Here is a 23533-nt window from a genome sequence, read left to right as displayed (position 1 = left end):
GTAATTTATAAGGAAGTTACTATGTTCTTAATGTTTGTGGTGTTAAGTCTTGCTGGTGTTTTCATCGCGGCTTACACAGATATTATGCCTGATTATGCTGTATTTCCGAGTGTTGTGGTGCTTATTATCTCTCTTCTGGCCATGAGCCTGAAGAAAAATAGTAAGGGAGATAAGAGAGTACACTCAGGTGATACGGCCCCAATCTGGTTTCATGACTCCAGTAGCGGTGTTAAAAATACCGATAGTACTAATTCTGGCGGCAGTGACGCAGGTGGCTCTGGCGACGGTTGCTAGTTAATGAGATGAAAAAGGCGCTTGAATGCGTCTTTTTTATCCCGTCTTCATTTGATAAAAACAACCTTATCAACATTTCATTACTTTTCATCATTTACTTTTCCTAAATCGAGATATTAATAAGCCCTAATGTAAAACTTTCTCTATCAGATAATACTGAAAATCCAATAGAGGAAGGGTTAACAAAATGAAATTGATTAAAGCATCAGTTATTGCGTTGGCTATAGTGTCGGGTTTAGGTATGTCTACAAGTGTGATGTCAGAGTCAACCAGTGTAAATCAAACTGCAGGTATTGATGCCAATACATTAAATACATATTTTTCTCAACTGAATAAACATGACAAATATCTCGGCAGTGTTGCTGTTTACAAAAAAGGCGTAAAGCAGTACCAAAATACGTTAACGCTTAATGATAACGGCGAGGCTGTTCATTCTGACCAGACACTGAAGTATCGAGTGGGCTCGATTACTAAAACCTTTACCAGCGTTCTCGTTTTCAAACTTATTGAAGAGTCAAAATTGACTCTCAATACGAAGCTGTCTGACTATTTTCCAAACATCATAAATGCTGACAAAATCACCATTAAACAGATGCTTAGCCATACATCGGGAATCAAGAGTTTTACAACAGATCCACGTTTCCTCGAAATCATGTACTCCAAACAAAATGTTGAGACTATGGTGAGGATGGTTGAAGGTTATGAATCTCTGTTCGAGCCTGGCTCTAACGTTGAGTACAGCAACAGTAATTATTATTTGTTGGGACAAATCATTGAGCGGGTAACGGGTAAGAGTTACCAAGCAAATCTCGAAAAATACATTACGAATAAATTGGGTTTAACCGATACCTATTTCGGTGGTTCAATCAATCCAGACGCTCGTGAAGTTTATTCATATGGTTACTCAGAAGACAAATGGAGCAAAGATAAACAGTCTGATATGAGCATACCGCATGGTGCAGGTTCTATCGTATCCTCAACGCATGATCTGAGTGTATTTATCCATGCTTTGTTCGATGGTCAGTTGGTAAATGAAGCCTCCCTTGCCTCTATGCTTGAAACCAAGAAAGATTTTGGTAAAGGCATATTCAAGCAACGAAAAGATGATACCGTGCTTTATGGCCATGACGGCGCTATTGATAACTTCGTGTCTTCGCTAACCTACGATATTCACTCAGGCACAAGCGTCAGTGTTTTGCTCAATGGCGCCAATATAAGCCCTGCGCCTCTCAGCAACGCGTTATTCGCTGCTGCAAATGGTGAAGAAGTCGTCATACCAAATTTCAACTATCTAGCCTTGTCGGAGGCTGAATTGGAGAAATTTGCGGGGTTCTATACCAGTGACACTGCGCCTATGGATTTGACTGTTTATGTTGAAGACGCATCGTTGATGTTAAAGCCGACAGGTCAAGGGGCTTTCCCCGTCTCTGCTAAAAGCGCCAATGAGTTTGAACTTGCTGATTATGGTATTTCTGTCGTGTTTGATACCAGTGAGCGATCGTTTGTCATCAAGCAAGGCCCGAATACAGACAAGTTCGTTTGGAGTAAGCCATATATTAATAAGACAGTTGATGTCGCAGTGGAGGTGTTGAAAGGCTATGAGGGAACCTATAGCAGTCCGACTTTTCCTCTTGATCTCAAAGTGTTCGTGAAGGATGGCAAGCTGATGGCACAAGCAACGGGACAGGGCGCTTTCCTGCTATCTGCATCTAGCCCTACAACGTTCACCTTTAATAAGGCTGGTATCGAAATTAATTTTGATGCAGCCAGTGAACAGTTAACGTTATCTCAGGGCGGAAGAGATACCTTGATGACTAAATCGTAGTCTTTTATGCGCCAGCACGAAGCCCGGTTACATACCGGGCTTTTCTTTTTTGCTGAACCAACGACAATTTTATTTTTCATACCCCTAATTCGTCTTTCTTTGGATACTACTGTTCCATTTCATATGGCCAGATTACGAAATATATATTCCATTATTTATATGAATGACTGAGCTATTCTAGAATCATGGTATAGCGATCTTGCGCTGGGTGTGGTTCGCCGCACAGAGGAAGTCAAATAAAACAGCAAACAAGGAAACGTTTCGTGTCAAAGTTATTATCTAAATCTAACGTCAGCAATGATGGTGGCGTGATTCAAAAAATCACCCCTGAAAGCGCCAGATGGAAATATGTTGGCTTCGAAGTTCGCGCGATGAAGACGGCCGATAAAACCACATTATCAGACAAGGACAGTGAGATGTGTCTGGTTGTCGTTTCCGGCATTGTTACCATTACTTTGAATGATGGCGAGCCGAGACGAATCGGTGAGCGCATGAGTCCGTTTGAACGAATTCCGCCATGGTCAGTTTACTTAACAAACGGCGATACCCTGGAAGTTGAAGCTGATTCAGATGTTGAGCTGGCAATTTGCAGTGCGCCGGGCGAGGCCAATTACGAATCCAGAATTATTTCGCCCGAAGATGTTGGCACAGAAGCTCGAGGACATGGCAATAATAAGAGGTTTGTGCACAACATCCTCCCAGATAATAAAGAGGCAGACAGTCTTTTGGTTGTTGAGGTGTATACCGATGAAGGGTGCACAAGCTCTTATCCTAGCCATAAGCATGACAGTGATACCCCTCCCGACGAAACACTGTTGGAAGAGACCTATTATCACCGCATTAATCCCTCTCAGGGTTTTTGTATTCAGCGTGTTTACACTGACGACAGAGAGCTGGATGAGTGCATGGTGTTTACGACAGAGATGTTGTTATGGTTCCGCGAGGTTATCACCCGGTCGCAACCATTGCGGGGTATGACAGCTACTATCTGAACGTGATGGCTGGTCCTGTGCGTAAGTGGTTGTTTAGTTGGGAAGAGGACCATCAATGGGTTAACTCTGATCAGTATGCGAGAAAATTTAAGTAATTGAACTTGTCAGTAAAGGGTTCAAGAAGGAGTCAAAATGCCAAATATCGCAATGTTCGGTGCAGGTCGTATTGGAAAAATACACGCTGAAAATATACACGCGTATCCTGAATGTCGTGTTGCCGCAGTCATTGATCCCTTTGAGGATGCAGCCAAGGCGTTAGCAGAATCGGTTAACGCAGAGGTAATGAGTGTCGACGACGCGATGACGCATTCAGACATTGATGCGGTATTTATTTGCTCTGCGACGGATACGCATGCAGATTTAATTGAGTTAGCTGCGAAAAATGGCAAAGCCATATTCTGTGAGAAACCCATTGATCTCAGCATTGATAGAGTGCGTGACTGCCTTCAGGTGGTTGAGCAGCATAATGCCATGCTGATGGTGGGTTTCAATCGGCGTTTTGACCCAAATATAAGTGGAATGCGACAGCACTATGAAGAAGGGCAAATTGGTAAAGCGGAGTCGCTGACAATCATCTCACGCGACCCTGCGCCGCCTCCTGTCAGTTACATCAAGGTATCGGGCGGTATGTTCCGGGATATGACCATTCATGATTTCGATATTGCCCGATTCATGATTGGTGAAGACGTGGTTGCTGTAACAGCCCATGGGTCTAACATGGTGGATCAAGAAATCGGGGATGCCGGGGATATCGACACTGGCGTGATTGTGTTGGAGTTCGAATCGGGGGTGATGGCAACGATTATTAACAGCCGTCGTTCAGGCTATGGTTACGACCAGCGTTTAGAGTTTCATGGCAGCCGCGGGTTGATTCGGGTCAATAATATCAAAGAGTCTGAGCTAGATGTATGGGGTACAGAGAGTTGCAACAGTGCTAAACCCATGCACTTTTTCTTAGAAAGGTATAAGCAGGCTTACGCTATCGAGCTACAACACTTTATTGATGTGTTTGCAGGTAGGGCAGCACTTAGCTGCAGTGGTTCAGATGGCCTTAAAGCGCTTGAGCTGGCAGAGGCAGCGATTGAATCACTCTCTACCGGCACCAAGATCTTGTTATAGTTCACCACGTTTAATCGTTTTTGTAGCCAGCCAGGGAAACAGCGAGTGTTTGTGCAATACAAAGTGTTGAAGATTGTGACCGGAAACCTTCCACACTCGCTTCTTTTACAGTGAAACTGACATCCGAGATGTTTGTCAGCGGACTGACTGAGCTATCCGTCAGAGAGATGACTTTACAGCCTTTTTTCGCTGCTAGTTTCACACACTGAATTGTTTGTTCCGCGTAGGGTGCAAATGAAATGGCGATAAGTGCGTCGTTTTTTGAAACCATGTCAATGTGCTCTTTATACATACCGCCAAGCCCATCGATAAGCACAGCCTGTCTGCCAGAATGACGCAATGCGTAGAAGGTGTAAGCGGCGATATTAAACGAGCGGCCGATGGCGAGCACATAAATAGTGCCCGCATCGTTCAAATGGTCCACTGCGTTTTTGAGATTATCTTCGGATATAGATGTGATCATATTTTCAAGCGCTTCAGCGTTTGCGCGAGCGAATTGTCTCATCATATCAATCGGTGTTTGTGGATCGAGGTTATCCTCTCCCAATTCGCGATAAATTTTCAGGCGTTCTTTATAGTCACTCGTTCCTTCAACCAAGCTAGTTCGAAATAAAACTTTCATTTCGTTAAAGCCAGAGTAACCAAATGCTCGCGCAAAACGAATCAGGGTCGACGGGGGAACATCTGCATTTTGGGCTATCACAGCGACGGTTTCAAACGCAACTTGTTCTGGGTTATCAAGTAAATACCTGCCAACTTGCTTTAACCTCTTGCTCAGTGACTCGAATCGATCACAGATTTGTTCTTCCAGTTCTTTGAGAGTTGCTGCTGACGACATTTTCAGTCCTTGTTGATAAATTTAATTTCCGTATTCGCTTTCTGGGTGTATGACTAAAATACAATTTGTTGCTTAATATAAGTCAAGTTGCACAATTTATATAAGCTTTCTCTAATGTCTATCCGGAATTAGTCAATCTTTCTTACGTGTGGGAATATTTTGGTGGTCACAGCTTTTTGGTGTGCTAATCACCTCACATTCTTCACTCCTCGTTTCTGCCCTGTGCGAATATTGAACAATCTTGTTGCGAACCCAATATTTCGATCATAACATAAAATGAAATAAACGTTTCATTTTATGTTGGGGGTACATTGAGCACTCACAGCAAACCATGCTCACTGAGTAACGATTCCGCCCTTCAATACTAAAATGAAATGATTGTTCCATTTGCGTCTTTACAGGAAACACCTATGAGCGAGCAGAACAAAACATTGGATGTGATATGTATGGGGCGAGTTGCAGTCGACCTGTATGGAAAACAGATAGGATCGCGACTTGAAGATATGAGCACATTTGCAAAATATCTTGGTGGCTCGTCAGGAAATGTGGCATACGGTACTGCGATTCAGGGGCTCAAATCAGGGATGCTTGCCCGAGTGGGTAATGAGCATATGGGGCGCTTTGTTCGAGAAGAATTAGAACGGGCAGGTGTGAATACTGAGCATTTAATCACTGACCCAGACAGGCTAACCGCATTGGTCGTATTGGGCATTAAGGATCAAGATACATTCCCGCTGATTTTTTACCGCGAGAACTGCGCCGATATTGCAATAACACCTGATGATGTGTCGGAAGATTACATTGCATCATCTAAATGTCTAGCCATTACGGGTACCCATCTCTCCAACCCTAAGTCAAGAAAGGCTGTGTTAAAAGCATTGGAATACGCGAGAAAACACGGTGTGAAAACAGCATTGGATGTTGATTACCGGCCGGTGCTTTGGGGGCTTACCTCCCCCGGTGATGGCGAAACACGCTTCATTGCGTCTGATGCTGTTACAGAGCAGTTGCAAGACGTCTTGGGCCTCTTTGATTTGATTGTTGGAACAGAAGAAGAGTTTCACATTGCTGGTGGAAGCACTGACTCCGTTGAGGCACTGCGCGAAGTGAGGAAACTGACCTCTGCTGAGCTTGTATGTAAACGCGGAGCATTGGGCTGCAGTGTTTTCTCAGGGCCTATACCGTCAGACCTTGATGAAGGTATCACAGTGACAGGCGTTCGGTTGATGTGTTGAACGTGCTTGGAGCAGGAGATGCTTTCATGTCTGGGCTTCTCAGAGGTTATCTCAATGGAGAATCTTGGCAGCAAAGCTGTAAGTATGCGAATGCTTGTGGCGCACTTGTCGTCTCTCGCCACGGCTGTGCACCTGCTATGCCAACAAAAGAAGAACTTGATGATTACTTACTGCGTGCTGCCGATGTGCCGAGGCCGGACAAAGATGCAAGACTGAATCATTTACATCGTGTCACTAAACGGGAAAAGCACTGGGACGAGCTGTGTGTTATTGCGTTTGATCACCGGTCACAGTTTGTCGACATGGCAGAAGCTGCAGGTGTCTCAATCAATCACATTCCGTATTTGAAAAAATTGATCTGGCAGGCGGCAAGGCAAGGTGCACTAGAAGCGGGTCTTGAGAATAACGCTGGATTACTGTGTGACAGCACGTTTGGCCAAGACGTGTTAAATGAAGCAACTGGCCTCAAGGATGATCACGTTGGTCAGTATTGGATAGGTAGGCCCGTGGAGTTACCCGGTTCGCGCCCGTTAAAACTGGAACACGGCAATATAGGGACTTATCTCAATAATTGGCCGAAGGAACAGGTTGTGAAGTGTTTGATGTTTTATCACCCCGAGGATGGCGAATTACTGCGTAATGAGCAGGAAAGTAAAATCGTTGAGATCTATCAGGCCTGCTGTGCGACCGGAAACGACATGCTGCTTGAGGTCGTATTACCAAAAGATTACTCGCCTGCACAGAATAGCGACGGGCAGTATTTGTCTGTAATGCGTCGCGTCTACGAACTGGGCATCATGCCCGACTGGTGGAAGGTACCACCATTATCAGCGAAAACTTGGCAAGATGCTGATGAACTCATTTCAAAACATGACCCCCATTGTCGCGGTGTGGTGATACTCGCTTGAATGCGCCTGCTGTTGAGCTTGAAGAAGGATTCAAAGCGACATCTTCGAGTCAGTATGTCCGGGGTTTTGCTGTAGGCCGCACTCTATTTGGTGAACCATCACGCCTATGGTTATCTGCGAAGATAGATGACAACGAGTTTATTCAGGCGGTAAAGCAGAACTATATCGATATGATTGCATGCTGGAAGCGACGCCATAAGTAGCTGCATCAAAGCCTGGAAGGAAATTACCGTTTAGCTTGCTAAGAAGGTGGTTCGTTTCAACATCGAAAATGTGAATTGCATTCTTAGAGTCAGTCAGGGAGATGAATATGAAAACAGTTAAAAATTTCATTAATGGTGAAGTGTCAGAGAGTCCAAGCCAACGCTTTGCTGCTATTTATAACCCAGCATCAGGAACACAAACACATCAGGTAGTATTGAGTAACCCTGATGATGCAGATGCAGCGCTTACAGCTGCGCATGATGCAGCAAAAGATTGGGCAAAAACACCACCGCTTCGTCGAGCCAGAGTGATGTTTAAATTTAAATCTCTGCTCGAAAAGAACATGGATGAACTAGCAAAACTGATCACTGATGAGCATGGCAAGGTGCACTCTGATGCGCTGGGCGAATTAACCCGTGGTCTGGAAGTGGTGGAGTTTGCTTGCGGCATTCCTCACCTGCTAAAAGGGGAAAACTCTGCGAACGTTGGTTCAGGTGTCGACAGCCACTCCTTGATGCAGCCCCTCGGTGTGTGTGTGGGTATTACCCCCTTTAATTTTCCCGCCATGGTGTCGATGTGGATGTTCCCGATTGCGCTTGCAACGGGGAATAGCTTTGTTTTGAAACCTTCAGAAAAGGATCCCTCTGTATCAATCAAAATTGCAGCTTTGTTAAAAGAGTCGGGGTTACCTGATGGCGTGTTCAACGTACTGCAAGGTGATAAAGAGGTGGTTGATGTGCTGCTGACAGACAAGCGGGTCCAAGCCGTGAGTTTTGTGGGTTCAACACAGATAGCTGAATACATTTACACCACTGCATCAGCTCACGGTAAACGGTGTCAGGCACTGGGCGGCGCGAAAAATCACTGCATTCTGATGCCGGACGCTGATCTCGATATGGCTACGGGTGCCATCATGGGTGCTGGCTTTGGCGCTGCTGGTGAGAGATGTATGGCGCTATCTGTCGTGGTTGCGGTCGGTGATGAGATAGCGGATGAAGCTGTGGCGAGGTTGACCGACAAGATTCAAGCGATGAGAACAGGCCCAGGACGACAGGATGGACCAGAAAATGACATGGGGCCTGTTATTACCGCAGAACACAAAGCGAAAATTATCTCTTATATTGACGCGGGTGAGCAGGCGGGAGCAGAGCTGGTGGTTGATGGACGTTCACTGGTGGTCAATGGGTATGAAAAAGGCTTTTTTGTCGGCCCGACGCTCTTTGATTACGTTAAACCAGAGATGACTATCTACAAGGAAGAAATTTTCGGCCCTGTTTTATCTGTAGTGAGAGTGCCTGACTATCAGACAGCCTTAGAGCTCATCAACGAGCATGAATATGGTAATGGAACCGCTATTTTTACTCGCGACGGTGAGACGGCTCGAGCCTTTAGTGAAGATGTTCAAGCGGGAATGGTGGGTATAAATGTGCCTATTCCCGTTCCAATGGCATTTCATAGCTTTGGCGGGTGGAAGCGGTCGATTTTTGGACCTCTCAACGTTCACGGTAATGACGGTGTTCGTTTTTATACCAAAATGAAAACGGTCACCAGCCGTTGGCCAACCAGTATCCGACTTGAAAAACACAAGAGCGATTTCATTATGCCGACACACGGATAACGAAGGTGTCTGCGCCATTTATCTCTGATCCGCTTTTTTATCTGACCGCGATACCTGCTGTGCTGATTTACGGAATTGGAAAAGGCGGGTTAGGGGGCGCGCTAGGCGTTGTTGCGGTCCCTATGATGGCGCTGACGGTTCCAGTGCAACAAGCTGCGGCGATTCTGCTTCCTACCTTACTCGCCATGGATGTTTTTGCGGTCAGATATCACTACAAGTTTGCTGATTATTGCGTCCTAAAAATGATGATAATGCCAGCACTGATTGGGATTTTGTTGGCAGGTATTTACATGAAAGGCGGTGGAGACCGTGAGATGGAGTTTCTGGTTGGCATTATTTCCTTACTCTTCGTCATTCTTTATCTGGTTGATTGGCTGCCAAAAAAGAAACCCGGAACGTTGAGTGCTTATTTTTGGAGCTTATTTAGCGGTTTCACCAGTACCACAATTCATTCAGGTGGTGGCCCTGCAAGTATTTACTTGTTGCCGCTGAAGCTTGATAAACGCTGTCTGGTTGCGACCATGGCGGTTTTCTTTGCATCGGTAAATTTTTTCAAACTGATTCCCTATCTTTGGCTAGATCTTCTAAGTCTGACCAATATCTCAACAGCTCTGACGTTGATACCCCTTGCCCCTGTTGGGGTAGCTATTGGAGCGAGGCTACTTGATGTCGTCAGTGAAACTTGGGTCTACCGTCTCTGTTATACCTTTCTGTTTTTGTCAGGTGTCGCTTTGATTTGGCGGGCTTGGTAATCACCCAATGTTGCTCTGGGTGTCAGTCGCGCTATTGTGACACTGTGTTTGACTACCATGAACCATCCTTTTGATACGTGCTCAATATATCCGTTGCGACTGGCAGCGGTTTTGAGCGAACAAGGGGGATACAGCATGGTCTCACGCAACGACAATAATAGTGCAAAATCACTTACCGTCGTCATAGTGGCGCTTTTGGTTGTATTTTTTGTATCACTGTATGTCTAATACTCACTGATCTATTACTGACCTTTCACATACCCTCATACAGAAAAATGAGGGTAACTCCCATAGCCGATACTTTCCACTGCGCGCACATCCAATGTTTGGGTAATCTCTTACTCAAAAAAGGAGTCATTACAGATGGATGCAAAAAATGTGGTGTTGGCATTTTGGAAAAGTATGGAGAGCAACGACTTTTCTGCGGCCTCTCAATGGCTAGCTGACGATTATGAAGCTATCTGGCCATTATCATCAGAGAGAATTGTAGGATGCGATAATTTCATTGCCATTAATACCGAGTACCCAGCCAATGGCCACTGGCATTTCAAAATCAATCGTATTGTTTGTGAGGGAAACCAAGTAGTCACGGACATTACCGTTACTGACGGGACACGAACAGACACTGCAGTCACTTTTCATACAATTGAAAACAATAAGATAACCCGCCAGGTTGAATATTGGCCAGAAAACTATGAAGCGCCTGCCTGGCGGAAAAAGTGGACGGAAACGCTTGAACAAAAATAAGCGATTATTGTGATTTGACGAGGTATTCATGAACGATCTGCATTTTTCTTGTGATTGTAAGGAAGTCACTGCGATTGCAAAAACAATAGGAAGGCGCCGTTTTAATCGGGTAATTTGCTACTGCCGTGACTGCCGATCTTTTGCTCAGCATCTAGGTCGAGACGATATTTTAGACGCGGCTGGTGGCACCTATTTGACGCAAATGCCCCCTGCATTATTTGAAATCACTAAGGGTCATGAAAATCTCGCCTGTCTGAGGTTGCGATCAAAAGGTATGTACCGTTGGTACACCACGTGTTGCAATACTCCTATTGCCAATTCAATACCCGGCTTGCCTTTTGTTGGGGTCTTTGACCACAACATAGAAAGTAACCTGCGAGAGATAGAAAATAAGATTGGCCCCGTACTGGGCGCGGTGCATAGAAGGCATGCAACGGGAGAGGTTTCAGTCACCTTAAGGAAGAAAGCTGAGGCGACTTTGATCCTTGGTGTGCTCTTCAAACTTTTGCGTTGGAAGCTCTCCGGGCTCACTGCGCCAAATGCCTTTCATCCTACGAAAACTAAAGCGTTAAAAAAGCCCGACGTCTTGCACAAGAAATAAAAAATACTTGTTCAGTTTTCGGTTGTTGCTAAACCTAAGGATTGATAGTTTTTATCGGCAATTAATTAGATGAATGAAAGAGTGGTGCCATGCTAGTTACAGATAAAAAACAGATAGATACATATTACAAGGCGCTACTTGAAAGGGATTCACGATTTACTGGAATATTCTATGTTGGAGTTAAAACGACGTCGATTTTTTGTATCGCCACATGCAGAGCGAGGAAGCCCAAAATAAAAAATGTGGTTTTTTATACCATGTACAAAGAAGCCATGGATGCAGGTTTTCGCCCCTGCAAAGTCTGCCGTCCAACAGAAAATGCAAATGAAGCCCCAGAGCCTGTTTCAAAAGCCATTGAGCTTGTTCGTGTTAATCCTAAAGAGAAAATATCTGATCAAGTCCTCAGAGAGAACAACATCGCACCAGAACAGGTTCGCCGTTGGTTCAACCTGCACTATGGCATGACATTCCACGCTTTCCAGCGCATGTATCGAATCAACAATGCATTAATTGAATTAAAGGAAGGTAGAAGCACGATAGATACTGCGATGGATGCAGGTTACGACTCTCTCAGTGGTTTCGGCTATACCTGCAAAAAACTGTTAGGGTCATCGCCTACCCAAAGCGCTGAAAAAAACAGGATTCTAATAAGCCGATTGACTACTCCTTTGGGACCAATGTTTGCTTGCGCAACGGACGCTGGCTTGTGTTTGCTGGAGTTTGTCGATAGGAGAATGCTTGAAACAGAGTTTCGTGATCTTCAAACGCGCCTTACAGCTAATATTGTCAGTGGTGAGAACAAACACATCAAACAAACAAAAATCGAGTTAGACGAGTACTTCTCTGGCGAGCGCACCATGTTTAACGTTACGCTTGATTTACCGGGAACCGTCTTTCAGAAACAGGTCTGGGATGTGTTGTTTTCCATTCCATTTGGTAAAACGGCTTCATACCAACAACAAGCTGAGAGGTTGAATAATCCGAAAGCCGTCAGGGCAGTGGCATCAGCAAACGGATGCAATCGTGTAGCCATTATTGTCCCATGTCATCGAGTCATCGGAAAAAATGGAAATTTAACGGGTTACGGTGGAGGCCTGGAAAGAAAACGCTGGCTGTTGGAGCATGAGAATAAAGTATCTCTCAAACTCCAACAAAACGAGGAGATAGAACGTGATGCCAGCCAATTAGATTTTACTTGCCTACTTAACTAGTTAGCTAAGAAAGAAGTCTGCTACACCGCCAATAAATGGAATGTTCTTAATACCATCAATCATTCCAGATACAATTTTTGACTCTTTGCTGTCTTCCAATAGGTCGTCGACTAGGAAATTACCTACTTCAAGTAGTTTGTTACCTAGCCCAATAATATCTTGTTTCTTCTGCTCATCGCCTCCGCTTAATAACTTAGCATGAGAGGAAGACCTTTTTCTCCACCCTCGATAATAAGTTCACCGAGGTTTTGTGCTGTTGGATTACGCCATACATCTTGCGCTTTCTTATACAAGTCTCCGAAACCAAAAATGCCCGCAGCAAAGCCAGCGACTTTTTGCGCCACACCTTTGAATATATTAAAGATACCGCCAAGTAACCCACCGCCACCTGATTTCTTTGTTTTAGCTTCGACTTGATCTGCATGGTTTGACATTTTGGCATCTTGATTATCAGCTGCTCCTGCATGCCCGCCTTTTGGCCCAGCCACAGAAACTGCATTCTCTTCCTTACCTTTGTCATCACCTAGGCCTAACAATCCGCCAACAATCCCACCTATTGCTTCAATAATCATCAGTAACTCCCTCAAGTTTTACACAAATTAACGCCTGCGTATTTCGCCTTAATAACTATCGACGCAACAATTCAAATACGTCGAAAAAAATGATTAATTAGTGCTAGCAAGTGTCTTATTTTCAACCTACATCCATGCTTCTAGTCTTAGTTGTATGGAGTCTGTCGCTTTCGTATTAAACTTCCAGTTCGTCATTTGATGACAATTTATGTTCGAATTGAATGACAGAATTGACGTTAGGTTCATTTGTAGATTAGAAGACTATTCAAATAATGCAAAAAAATATTTACTCATAATTAAATAATATTATTTAGCTGTTATATCTACGTACAGTTGTGTTTGATAAATAACACATGAATTGTCTTTTTTGTTTTATATTTTGATATAAATGAATGAATATTAGTGAAAAGTTATTATTATCATTGTTTAATACTGCCTTTAACTATTCGGTTCAATAATAATGCTTTTGTCTTATTTATAATTCAATGTATTAATTATGATTCACCCTAGAGTCATATAAATGCATAGATTTATCTTTTGAGATTGAAAAAAAGCCTAGTTATTTTTTTTAGTCTCAATAAGGAGATGTTTTTATGTGAGGTTTGGCACGTTTTAGTCAGCTCTGAGCTCGTCGGTTTAATGCGCTAAGGGCCGCTTGGGATGTGTTTAAGTCGTCTTAGCTCTCTGATAGCAGGCTATGCGCTCCATTAGATTTTAGACTCACATTGTTACAATAATCTTCAAAATACTTTGATGGATATAACATTAACATGTATTATTCGCGCCTTTTTTAAGCAGTCTTGGTTTTAGGTCGGTGAGATATGATCCGAGTATCGGCGAGATTGCTGTGGTTATGGGCTGATTAAATCACTGTTAATTGTGGTAATCGCGTGATAAAAAAATCGTTAGCCGTTGGTATTGCTACCGTAGGGTATAATCTTGATTCGCTCGACGCATCGGTAAACACCCATATCGCTTTGATTGAAAAAGCACATGACCAAAACATTGACCTTTTGGTCTTTCCAGCGAATTCACTGACATCTGGCTAGAAGGGCTAGCGATAAATAGCAAAGACGCTATTTTCGATGAATTATCTGCGGCTGCTGGAAATATGCTAGTCAGTATCGGTTTCTTCGAGCAACTGGATACGGCAAGCATTGCAGACCTTTCGCTTTGGCAGCAAGAAAGTGATGAAATATTTTCACATATAGTAAAGTCAAAGATTATTAAGGTGTTAAGTCAGGCATTAATACAAAATGGAAATATCGTCAGGTTACAAAGAGAGATTTCCGCAATGCAAAAAACTTCGTTGGGACAAGTGCACACGTTCGAATCTGGTTGTCGATGTGGCGATCACCAGGTTGTAACTTTGGTTAACCAAGATTTGCTTAATCAAGACATCATGAAACCGGCACTTGTCAGTTATGGTGATGTTGAAAGTACATTAATTATTGCGCCATCGGTGGATGAGATTTCAGACGATGCACTTAAAATAGCGAAGCAGAGTGTGATTAATGTGTACCCGACTCAATCTCACTTTTCCAACACGCTACATGGGGGTTATAAGGCAAGTTATTCAGAGGGCAGTAACCTAAATATGAAGATCATATCCCTCGCTGGTGATGATGCTTCTTCTCTGGCAGTGAAAGCGAGCTAAAAATAGCGTCTGACTTGCCAGAACACGCGAGTCCAATATGGTGAATCCAATTTAGATATGGTGACCCCTTTCGATGTTGATGCGTGAACAAAGCTGTTACCTCCCATATAAATTCCGACGTGATAACCATTTCTTCTTGTTTTAAAGAACACTAAGTCACCTGTATCAATCTCAGATAAGGCCACCTGTTTGCCGTAACTGACCTGATACTTTGTCGTTCTAGGGAGATGCATTTTGAAGAGTTGCCGATATGAGATCTGTGTAAAGGCTGAGCAATCTATACCGCGTTTTGAATTCCCCCCATTGTAAGGTGTGCCTTTCCATTCGTTAAAAAGATACTCAAGTCGAGTTTGTATTTTTTCAGCAGTAGGAGGGGCAGCAAATTCAGGCAGTGGGTAAAAGGCTTCTGATTTTTTTGTCGAGGCGTTTTTTTCAACAAATGCGGTTTGACTACAACCCACGACAGTTGCTAGAAATGCAAAAAAAACTAAATCAATCCACCGACAAATCTTCACATGAAACGTTACTGTCTAAAAAATATGCAAACGAGTCTAGGTTGCATTTATCGCATTGACAATACTCGCGAAACAAATTGGTGTCTCATCTGTGACTTGGTTAGATATTTTCTGACTACAGCTTAACTTGCGCGTAATGTTGGCGGTATCGACCCACGATTTTTTTCATTCCACTGAAGAACATAATCCGCCATTGCTGATACCGCAGGCTCTGTCATACCCGGTCTTTTCACAATACCTGTGTGAACCTGTTGCGTTGAATCAATGAGATCAATAACTTCCATTTCATCAGTGACAGTGCAACTGGATATCAGGGCAACGGCAAGACCTGAACTTACTGCGGCAGTAAGACCATGGAAATCTGCGAGGTAATGGCGACTTGAAAAGGGATCCTTTTTTTGAAGCAGGGAAACTGCGACTCTTCCCCATCGACATTGAGCTTCAACCGCAAGAGGTAATGGCTTGGATGGTGAATATTCTACATTCTTTGATTTAACCCAAACGAGGCTTTCTGTGAAAAGCGCTTCTGCAGGAAGGATGGGTTCATCGAGAATATTGATGATTGCAATATCAAGCTTTCCCGAAGAGACCATTTTTTGCAATCGCCAACTGGTGTTGCTTGTGACAAACAACTGAATGTTGGGGTATGCCTTTGAGAAGCCACTTAAAATATGGTCAAACACGAGTTTTACGTAGTCGTCACATACACCAAGTCGCACAGTGCCATTCATTTCCGGGCTGGTAAAAAAGGACATTGCTTCATCATTTAACCCGAGTATTTGTCGTGCATAACTGACCAGATGAACGCCGTGGCTGGTCAATGAATATGTTCGCCCGAGTTTTTGGAAAAGGGTAACACCCGTAGAGGCTTCTAATTTTTTCATCTGCTGGCTGACGGCTGATTGAGTTCGATGCACCCTGTCTGCGGCGCCAGAAAAGTTTCCGCAATCGGCTATTGCAACCAGTGAGCGAAGTTGGTCAATATCTAAATTTTTCATATATTAGAATCTCTAATGAATACCTTAAGAAATATGCGCTTTTCTTATCAATAAATTCTTAGCATGATTACAACCGAAGTGCACATTATTTAAACGATTTGGCTTGCTGTAATGCGGAGGTAAACATGGAACACATTAAATTTTCCCGCTCAATATCCCTTCTTAATTCAATTAAGCAGACACTTGTGCAGGCCAAATTGAAGATCAATCAGTTTTGGTTTGCCAGTGACGAAGAGAGTGCAATTAGAGATTTAAAAGCTCGTTTAGATGATCAGGCATTTTTGCAAGACATCGGTTTGACGAAAGAGCGAGTAGAAAAAGAAATAGAGAGGTTGAACCGCAAGTAAAATCGTCTCACTATTTAGCGAAAATTGGTGAGTTGACCCGGGAGTGATCCCGGGTCTTTTTTATTTGTCAGAAAACAATATCGCCATCGAATGTGAGATCAGCGTGTAATCATTCTCTCCCAAAGGTTGTGCTGGTGACTCTATATGACCAAGCCGTGTGTCTACTAGACAACGCCAAGGTTTATTAGGAAGCTCGAACTTGGTGTTGTTGGAGGTTGGGTTTGCAAGAAAAATGAGTTCTTGTCCTTTTTCTCCTACGCCGATGTGTAAGGCGATAACTTGCTTGCTCTCCCAGTCTTGCCACTCCATCGGTTGACCGGATTGTTTTCTCCATACCACTCTGTTGGTGTGTCGATGTGGTCCGGAAAACGCACGGATAAGAGGCATCATATAGACCTTTCTCAATGCAATGATGGCTTCCATCCACGAGAGGAAGTCAGACTCTCTTTCCGCTAGCTGCCATGTTGGCCATGAGATCGGGTTATCTTGGCAGTAGGCGTTATTATTGCCTTTCTGGCTATGCGAGAGGCTATCTACCGCGAGTAGGTGAGGAACACCAAAACTGAACATCAGAGAGGCAATAAGATTGCGTTTTTGACGCTCCCTCAATGCAACGATGTTGCTATCTTTCGTCTCGCCTTCAATACCATGATTACAACTACGGTTGTCGCCATGCCCATCTCGATTTCCTTCGCCATTATCGAGATTGTGTTTGTGCTGGTAGGAGACCAAGTCTTGTAAGGTATAACCATCATGGTAAGCGATATAATTTACCGAAGACTTGTCTGGCCAAACTGCAGCGCTGAATAGGTCGCGAGACCCCATAATACGCGTTGCAAACTCGCCGAGTCCTTGGCCACTAAAATGCCAATACGAGCGCAACGTATCGCGGTATTTATCGTTACACTCGAGCCATCCCATCGGAAAATGCCCCAATTGATAACCATCTGGTCCAATATCCCATGGTTCTGCAATCAACTTGGCTTGCGAAACAATCGGGTCTTGGTAGACGGAATGAAAAAAACCGCCAGCATTATCAAAAGACTCGCCTCTACGTCCTAATGTTGCCGCTAAATCGAAGCGGAAGCCGTCAATGTGAAATTCTTCAATCCAATACCGCAGTGAGTCCATTACGGTTTTGAGCGCAGGTGGGTGGGAAAGGTCGACCGTGTTGCCACATCCTGTAAAGTTCTGGAATTCACCTTCATACCCATGAAGGTAAAACAGGGGATCAAGTAACTTGTGGTGAAACACTGGCCCTGGCTCACCGCTCTCTGCCGTGTGGTTATAAACCACATCGAGCACGACTTCAAAACCATGGCGATGCAGCTCTCTGACCATTGTTTTCATTTCAGTGACTGGGTCATCAACAGCAAATCGGTTGTCCGGTGCAAACCATGCAACCGGATTATAGCCCCAGAAGTTGGTCAGTTTCTTTTGCTTTAAATGATGCTCATCGACTGCCGCCGTCACTGGCATAAGCTGAAGAGTGGTCACTCCGAGCTGTTTGAAGTGTTCAATCATTGAAGGGTGACAAAGTCCAAGGTATCTACACGAAGGGTTCGGGAATATCCGGATGTTGTTGAGTCAGACCTTTAACGTGAACTTCATACACCAACGTTTGGTCACGGCCAACTGTTGGTTGAACAACACCTTGCCAGTCAAATTCGTTATTGGTAACTACTGAGGCATACGACTTTTTACAGACAGGGTGGGCGCTGATCTTTTTGGCGTAAGGGTCAATAAGCCACACTTCTTTATCAGAAGATGAATAGAAGTAGCTGTATTGCGTGCCGCTTTTTATGTTGGGTAAAAATATTTGAAATAGCGGGCCATTTCTTGCCCCAAGATCATGAAATTCAGGTGTGCCATTGTGGTCAAAAATAGCGAGTTTTAGTTTGTTGACCTGAGGAGCATGAATTGAAAAAAAACATCCGTTTTCTGAAAGCGTCGCGCCTTGGGGCACTTTGTGATGCGTTATTGTTTTATTGTCCATATTTTTCATGCGAGTCCCAGCGTTAGGCGTATTTGGCTCTATCGTTTAAGCAAAGTCATTGAGCACAAGCGAATTGAAATTGAGCTTTGCCTATCGAGTCTCCAAATATGCGGACACTGAGCATTGAATTCAATTGCAATTGGGAAGAAGCAGATCTTCGTATCAGAATTAACAGATATCTGGTTGAACTGCATACAGAAACATGATGAATATTCGCCAGCGACTCTGCTGACTTTTCTTAAATGGCTACTTGTCGAAGTGTCTCATATGAGAGAGTGTGAATGAGAAAAAGTTAGCTACGGTCATTAAGCGCAAGACAAGATCATACAGTTGTGGTGTTATGGTTTGGTCTCTGTCCAGCGTCCATGGAAGCGACAACATAACAATAATGACTACGTTGTTTACTTTTACACAGGGAAACCAGTGTCTGGGGTAAAATTGAAAGCGGGTATGCCGCTTTTGTGCAGGGTCGACAAATTTTAACAAGGTCAGACAACCTTAAATAGACCTCAATGAGCCGGCGTTTGCCGGTTTTTTTCTTTTGAGTACCGAATAAAAAAAGCCAGACTTAGTCTGGCTTTTTAATTTTTACGTTTTGGGCTTCGACTGAGGCTTGTGGTTACTCCGCTTTTTCAGCGACCACTGCAAACTCGCGGGTAGGCTTACCAACAATTGAGCGGGTCGGCTCTTTCACTGATGTCAGGACAACCTGAATCTCATCACCTAGCTGGAACTCTTTATTGCCATCAACAGAGATGATTCCCATGTCGCCGTTACATTCCACACGTTCCTTGTTATCAACGATTAACGAGCCAGGAATGAATGCCATTGCGCCATTCTCTAGGAGACGAACACGCATACCAGCACGGTTGATATCAAAAATCTCAGCCTTGAACTCAGTTTTTTGCTCAACAGCGTCTTTGAGAAGGCGCACGTATAGCCAATCTGCAACATCTCGCTCTGCCATTCTATGATGCTTTCTGTGGCCTGCTAATTCATCACCTACTGCCTCATCTGGCTTCTGAGATGGCTCTTGACCTGTGATGATCGCTTTCAGTAGACGGTGGTTAATCATATCACCGTACTTACGGATAGGTGATGTCCAAGTAGCATACACATCCAGCCCCATTGCGTAGTGCTCAGCGGGCGTATTTTGAATCAGGCTGTAAGCCTGAAATTTACGGATTCGATTATCCAGATACGATGTTTCCAGGCTGTTTAACCAACGGCGTAGTGCGCTGAAGCCCTCAAGTGTTGCAACAGACTCGGCGGTAACGTCGGCACCGTTTTCGTTCATCAGTGTTACCAAGTCTTCAATTTTTTCAGCATTGAATCCAGCATGGGTGTTGAACACACCGAAGCCGAAGTGTTCGCTCAGAACACGCCCGGCACAGATGTTTGCTGTGATCATCGACTCTTCAACCATACGATTGGCAATGCGGCGAGGGTCGATATGGATAGCAACAACATCGTTATCTTCGCTCAGTTCAAAGCGATAATCCGGGCGATCAATGAAGGTGACGGCATGTGTCTTACGCCAGTTGATACGAGCCAGTGCGAACGCATGCAAAGCGTCAATTTGTTCTTTAATCGTCTCGTTAGGCGACCAGTTTTCACATTTGCCGTTTTCAATCAAATCGGAAATGTCATCGTAGCTAATCGGCCCTGAGATTTGATGGTGGCAGAGAAGAATCGTACATCATCAGCAATAGTGCCATCTGCCGCGACAGTCACTGTACAACAGAGTGTCGGGCGTTGTTCATCATTGATCAATGAACAAAGATTGTCACTGAGCTCGCGAGGCAACATCGGGATATTTCGGCCCGGCAGATAGATAGTAAAACCACGCTCGCGTGCTTCGTTGTCCATCTCTGTTTCCGGAGCGATATATGCGGTTGGATCAGCAATTGCAATAGTGAGAGTGAAGGTGCCATCATCATTTTTCACCGTATGAAGTGCATCATCCATGTCTTTTGTTGATGCGCTGTCAATGGTGATGAAGGGCAGGGCGGTGAGGTCTTCACGGTCAAGACCCTCATCCAGCATGCTCCAAGAGTCTTGCGGTGCAGGCTCTTTATTCGGTAAATCATGCTTGGCTAGCGTTACCCACCAAGGCGCAATTTTGTCATCCGCGTCTGTGATTTTTTCACTGATTTCGCAGAAGAAGTTGTTGTCGCCTTTCAAAGGGTGACGAATGAGTTTCGCGACAACCCAGTCGCCTTCTGAAAGCTCATCGTGACTCATCCCTTTTCTGGTCTTCGCTCTTATTGCGTCTTTTAGCTGCGGATTGTCTGGAACAACATTCAGCTTGTCACGGAATAGCTTTACACGACCGATGAAACGTTCGACGGATTGTTCAATCAGTTCATCGGGTTCGGCAACCTCTTTATCTTTCTCCGTTCTGATCAGGGCGACCACTTTGTCCCCATGCATCACTTTCTTCATATATGGAGGCGGAATAAAGTAGCTATTTTTGTCGTCCGCTTCCAAGAAGCCAAACCCTTTTTCGGTGGCTTTAATCGTGCCTTCTTTTTTAGGAATGGTTTCTTTGATCTGTTGTTTTAGTTGCGCAAGTAATGGATTGTCTTGAAACATTGTTGTTTGGTCTCAGAAAAAAGTCGAACACACTATACCCAAATTCACCTGATTTGCCAGTTTGGATACTTATAAAGCAGCGGGATAAATTAAGTTCATTGCATATACAACACCTATTTTTGCTTTATAAGCATGAACAGATGATTAAAGGCTATTAAGTTTTTGAAAACTGCGTTTTTTAGCGAATATTTATGCAGTTATTCGATCACGTTTTCAACAAATAGGCTGTTCTTTATACTCAAACACTCAAAAATCCAGCAAGCTCGTTAAGAAATGTGACTTTTCTCAATTTTTTTCTGGCTTTTTGGCCCTGAAAGGCGCAGAATGTGCGCCTTATTTGTCGAGGCCCGTAGCGCGTTCCACCCAGTTAGCTGAGTTAGCTCCTATGTGTAGGGCGGAACTGTAACAGTAACCGATCACTGTACACCGCTTAAGAGGCCCCGTTTTTTGTAGTTCATAAATTGGGATCCCAATGCAAGAATCTGTTACTGAATTCCGCCAGCTAGAACTGGCTGAAAATATCCTGTCTGCGCTTGATAAAATGGGCTTTGTTGCTCCAACCCCTATCCAAGCGGCTTCTATACCTCCTCTTCTTACTGGTGTAGATGCCTTGGGTAAGGCGCAAACGGGTACAGGTAAAACCGCTGCATTCTCACTGCCTCTGCTTAACAAACTTGACCTTAACCAGCGTAAGCCTCAGGCAATCGTTATGGCGCCAACTCGCGAACTGGCTATCCAGGTTGCGGCTGAAGTTAAGACGCTTGGCCAGAACATCGACGGTCTTAAAGTCCTTGAGATCTATGGTGGTGCATCTATTGTTGACCAAATGCGCGCGCTGCGTTCTGGTGCTCATATCGTTGTTGGTACACCGGGTCGTGTCAAAGACCTTATTAATCGTGACCGTCTACAACTTGATGAAGTGCACACGTTCGTGCTTGATGAAGCTGACGAAATGCTCAAAATGGGCTTCGTTGACGACGTCACTTGGATCATGGAACAAGCGCCAGAAAGTGCACAACGCGTGCTTTTCTCTGCGACCATGCCTCCAATGGTAAAAGAAATCGTTGAGCGTTTTCTTCGTGATCCAGCGCGCATTGATGTTGCAGGTAGCAACCGTACTGTTGAGCAAGTTGAACAACAGTACTGGGTTGTTAAAGGTGTCGAGAAAGACGAAGCAATGACGCGTCTTCTTGAGACTGAAGACACTGATGCGTCAATCGTCTTTGTTCGAACTCGTCAAGATACTGAGCGCCTTGCTGATTGGTTGTCTGCGCGTGGTTTCAAAGCTGCAGCACTACACGGTGATATTCCACAGTCTCTGCGTGAGCGTACTGTAGATCACATCAAACGTGGTGTTATTGACATCCTCGTTGCGACCGATGTTGTGGCTCGTGGTCTTGATGTTCCACGTATTACGCATGTATTCAACTACGACATTCCTTTCGACGTTGAATCTTACATTCACCGTATTGGTCGTACTGGCCGTGCTGGTCGAAATGGTAAGGCAATCCTGCTTGTTCGCACTAACCAAATTCGTATGCTTCGCACTATTGAGCGTGTTACGCAAACGCGTATGGAAGAAATCCAACTTCCGCTTCGTGACAAAGTTGCAGAAGCACGTTTGAATGGCTTGGCTGCTGATCTTGAACAGCAGAAAGAATCTGATAGCCTCGAAGCCTTCGTTGGTTTGATTGAAAAGCTGCAGGAAACTATCGATGTTGATGCATCGACGTTAGCAGCAATGCTTCTTCAGCGTCAGCAAGGCAAGCGTCCTCTTTTCTACACTGGGCCAGATCCGTTAATTGCTGCGATTGAGCGCGAAAACCAACGCCGTGAGCGTCGCCGTGAAGAACGTAAAAACGATGGTGGTAACAATAGCCGTACACGTTATAACGCTGCTGATTGGGATACTTACCAGTTACAAGTTGGTCGTGAGCAAGGTATTCAGGTTAAAGACATCGTGGGTGCGATTGCTAACGAGCTTGGTCTTGAGAAACAGTTCATCGGTTCAATCAAGCTTGCACCTGGCCACACTTACGTTCAGCTGCCTAAGAAAATGCCTAAAGAAGTTTTGGGCCAGCTTCGTAAGCTTCGCATTCGCCAAAAGCCTACTGACGCACAGTTGGTTGAGGGGCACGTAAACATGGATCCGCCACGTCGTCGTAACGGTGGTGGTGATCGTGGTCGTCGTGATGACCGCGGTGGTAATCGTGGTGGAGACCAGCGTCGTTTCAACCGTGATCGCGGTGGTGAGAAACGTTCTTTCCGCGGCGAGCGTCGTCACGCGGAAGCATAAACTGTCGAAACTTAACGTTATATATGAAAAGCGGGCTGTAAAGGCCCGCTTTTTTTCAGTTCTGAGAAACAGAAAAACGTTGAACTAACCGATAGAAAAGAAAGCTTCAACATGCTTTCACTGTCCAATAACTAGGACGCTTGTCCTTCTGTTTCTTTCGCTAGACTAGCGCTACAAAAAAATACAATAAAGATCACAGAGAGATATAGTCGG

At 44.4% G+C, this 23533-nt stretch carries 15 protein-coding genes and 6 pseudogenes; 15 read left to right on the top strand and 6 right to left on the bottom strand.

Annotated elements, in window-relative coordinates:
• The first annotated feature begins 21 nt into the window (after nt 1–21).
• The 4 genes and pseudogenes from CS022_RS03480 to iolG all read left to right on the top strand — a co-directional run bounded on the left by CS022_RS03480 (nt 22) and on the right by iolG (nt 4230).
• Nucleotides 22–294, top strand: a complete 273-nt coding sequence (locus CS022_RS03480; protein ID WP_129121111.1) for a hypothetical protein — start codon at nt 22–24, stop codon at nt 292–294.
• A 187-nt stretch (nt 295–481) separates the two neighbouring features.
• The gene (locus tag CS022_RS03475; protein WP_129121110.1) at nt 482–2119 is read left to right on the top strand and encodes a serine hydrolase domain-containing protein; all 1638 of its coding nucleotides are present in this window, start codon (nt 482–484) and stop codon (nt 2117–2119) included.
• 263 nt (nt 2120–2382) lie between these two features.
• Nucleotides 2383–3206, top strand: a pseudogene (gene iolB, locus CS022_RS03470) (5-deoxy-glucuronate isomerase).
• 37 nt (nt 3207–3243) lie between these two features.
• Nucleotides 3244–4230 carry an inositol 2-dehydrogenase gene (gene iolG / locus CS022_RS03465; protein ID WP_129121109.1) on the top strand — a complete coding sequence of 329 codons (987 nt, stop codon included), beginning with the start codon at nt 3244–3246 and terminating at the stop codon, nt 4228–4230.
• A gap of 10 nt (nt 4231–4240) precedes the next feature.
• Here the strand turns inward: iolG and CS022_RS03460 are convergent, their stop codons facing one another.
• Entirely contained in the window at nt 4241–5068 is an 828-nt protein-coding gene (locus CS022_RS03460) for a MurR/RpiR family transcriptional regulator (protein ID WP_129121108.1), read from the bottom strand.
• A gap of 410 nt (nt 5069–5478) precedes the next feature.
• On the opposite strand from CS022_RS03460, the pseudogene CS022_RS03455 reads away from it, so the two are divergent.
• The 7 genes and pseudogenes from CS022_RS03455 to CS022_RS25815 form a co-directional block, all read left to right on the top strand.
• A pseudogene (locus tag CS022_RS03455) lies at nt 5479–7414 on the top strand (bifunctional 5-dehydro-2-deoxygluconokinase/5-dehydro-2-deoxyphosphogluconate aldolase).
• 107 nt (nt 7415–7521) lie between these two features.
• Entirely contained in the window at nt 7522–9033 is a 1512-nt protein-coding gene (locus CS022_RS03450; protein WP_129121107.1) for a CoA-acylating methylmalonate-semialdehyde dehydrogenase, read from the top strand.
• Nucleotides 9034–9038: 5 nt separating this feature from the next.
• Nucleotides 9039–9785 carry a sulfite exporter TauE/SafE family protein gene (locus CS022_RS03445; protein WP_201746198.1) on the top strand — a complete coding sequence of 249 codons (747 nt, stop codon included), beginning with the start codon at nt 9039–9041 and terminating at the stop codon, nt 9783–9785.
• Between the two features lie 363 nt (nt 9786–10148).
• Nucleotides 10149–10532 (top strand): nuclear transport factor 2 family protein, encoded by a 384-nt coding sequence (locus CS022_RS03440; protein ID WP_129121106.1) that lies wholly within the window; start codon nt 10149–10151, stop codon nt 10530–10532.
• A 28-nt stretch (nt 10533–10560) separates the two neighbouring features.
• Nucleotides 10561–11133 carry a DUF6151 family protein gene (locus tag CS022_RS03435; RefSeq protein ID WP_129121105.1) on the top strand — a complete coding sequence of 191 codons (573 nt, stop codon included), beginning with the start codon at nt 10561–10563 and terminating at the stop codon, nt 11131–11133.
• A gap of 89 nt (nt 11134–11222) precedes the next feature.
• Nucleotides 11223–11744 (top strand): annotated as a pseudogene (locus CS022_RS27135) (bifunctional transcriptional activator/DNA repair enzyme AdaA); the annotation flags it as partial.
• A 30-nt stretch (nt 11745–11774) separates the two neighbouring features.
• A pseudogene (locus tag CS022_RS25815) lies at nt 11775–12266 on the top strand (methylated-DNA--[protein]-cysteine S-methyltransferase); the annotation flags it as partial.
• 263 nt (nt 12267–12529) lie between these two features.
• Here the strand turns inward: CS022_RS25815 and CS022_RS03425 are convergent.
• Nucleotides 12530–12916 carry a hypothetical protein gene (locus CS022_RS03425; RefSeq protein ID WP_129121103.1) on the bottom strand — a complete coding sequence of 129 codons (387 nt, stop codon included), beginning with the start codon at nt 12914–12916 and terminating at the stop codon, nt 12530–12532.
• Nucleotides 12917–13806: 890 nt separating this feature from the next.
• Between CS022_RS03425 and CS022_RS24780 the strand changes: the two genes are divergently transcribed.
• Entirely contained in the window at nt 13807–13965 is a 159-nt protein-coding gene (locus CS022_RS24780; protein WP_161569547.1) for a hypothetical protein, read from the top strand.
• A gap of 62 nt (nt 13966–14027) precedes the next feature.
• Entirely contained in the window at nt 14028–14573 is a 546-nt protein-coding gene (locus CS022_RS03420; RefSeq protein WP_129121102.1) for a hypothetical protein, read from the top strand.
• Here the strand turns inward: CS022_RS03420 and CS022_RS03415 are convergent.
• Together CS022_RS03415 and CS022_RS03410 are read right to left on the bottom strand one after the other, a co-directional pair.
• Entirely contained in the window at nt 14570–15034 is a 465-nt protein-coding gene (locus tag CS022_RS03415; RefSeq protein ID WP_201746197.1) for an NlpC/P60 family protein, read from the bottom strand. The two genes, CS022_RS03420 and CS022_RS03415, sit on opposite strands and share 4 nt — an antisense overlap.
• Nucleotides 15035–15210: 176 nt before the next feature.
• Entirely contained in the window at nt 15211–16086 is an 876-nt protein-coding gene (locus CS022_RS03410; protein WP_129121100.1) for a LysR family transcriptional regulator, read from the bottom strand.
• A 125-nt stretch (nt 16087–16211) separates the two neighbouring features.
• On the opposite strand from CS022_RS03410, the gene CS022_RS03405 reads away from it, so the two are divergent.
• On the top strand, nt 16212–16433 hold the full coding sequence (locus CS022_RS03405) for a hypothetical protein (RefSeq protein WP_129121099.1): 222 nt from the start codon (nt 16212–16214) through the stop codon (nt 16431–16433).
• Nucleotides 16434–16493: 60 nt separating this feature from the next.
• Here CS022_RS03405 and glgX read toward each other — a convergent pair.
• Nucleotides 16494–18438, bottom strand: a pseudogene (gene glgX / locus CS022_RS03400) (glycogen debranching protein GlgX).
• A 610-nt stretch (nt 18439–19048) separates the two neighbouring features.
• A pseudogene (locus tag CS022_RS03390) lies at nt 19049–21024 on the bottom strand (exoribonuclease II).
• Nucleotides 21025–21496: 472 nt separating this feature from the next.
• Here CS022_RS03390 and CS022_RS03385 point away from each other — a divergent pair.
• Nucleotides 21497–23320, top strand: a complete 1824-nt coding sequence (locus CS022_RS03385) for a DEAD/DEAH box helicase (RefSeq protein ID WP_129121096.1) — start codon at nt 21497–21499, stop codon at nt 23318–23320.
• Nucleotides 23321–23533: the final 213 nt, after the last annotated feature.

This window comes from Veronia nyctiphanis (assembly GCF_004116385.1).
Classification (GTDB): Bacteria; Pseudomonadota; Gammaproteobacteria; order Enterobacterales; family Vibrionaceae; genus Veronia; species Veronia nyctiphanis.
Note: the sequence above shows the minus strand (reverse complement) of the source record. Positions and strands in the feature narration are given on the sequence as shown.

What these genes read in the sequence shown, in the direction of transcription:
- CS022_RS03480 (WP_129121111.1), top strand. Translation starts at nt 22, where the DNA reads ATGTTCTTAATGTTTGTGGTGTTAAGTCTTGCTGGTGTTTTCATCGCG.
- CS022_RS03405 (WP_129121099.1), top strand. Translation starts at nt 16,212, where the DNA reads ATGGAACACATTAAATTTTCCCGCTCAATATCCCTTCTTAATTCAATT.
- CS022_RS03440 (WP_129121106.1), top strand. Translation starts at nt 10,149, where the DNA reads ATGGATGCAAAAAATGTGGTGTTGGCATTTTGGAAAAGTATGGAGAGC.
- CS022_RS03385 (WP_129121096.1), top strand. Translation starts at nt 21,497, where the DNA reads ATGCAAGAATCTGTTACTGAATTCCGCCAGCTAGAACTGGCTGAAAAT.
- CS022_RS03425 (WP_129121103.1), bottom strand. Translation starts at nt 12,916, where the DNA reads ATGATTATTGAAGCAATAGGTGGGATTGTTGGCGGATTGTTAGGCCTA.
- CS022_RS03435 (WP_129121105.1), top strand. Translation starts at nt 10,561, where the DNA reads ATGAACGATCTGCATTTTTCTTGTGATTGTAAGGAAGTCACTGCGATT.
- CS022_RS03460 (WP_129121108.1), bottom strand. Translation starts at nt 5,068, where the DNA reads ATGTCGTCAGCAGCAACTCTCAAAGAACTGGAAGAACAAATCTGTGAT.
- CS022_RS03475 (WP_129121110.1), top strand. Translation starts at nt 482, where the DNA reads ATGAAATTGATTAAAGCATCAGTTATTGCGTTGGCTATAGTGTCGGGT.
- CS022_RS03410 (WP_129121100.1), bottom strand. Translation starts at nt 16,086, where the DNA reads ATGAAAAATTTAGATATTGACCAACTTCGCTCACTGGTTGCAATAGCC.
- CS022_RS03450 (WP_129121107.1), top strand. Translation starts at nt 7,522, where the DNA reads ATGAAAACAGTTAAAAATTTCATTAATGGTGAAGTGTCAGAGAGTCCA.
- iolG (WP_129121109.1), top strand. Translation starts at nt 3,244, where the DNA reads ATGCCAAATATCGCAATGTTCGGTGCAGGTCGTATTGGAAAAATACAC.
- CS022_RS03420 (WP_129121102.1), top strand. Translation starts at nt 14,028, where the DNA reads ATGCTAGTCAGTATCGGTTTCTTCGAGCAACTGGATACGGCAAGCATT.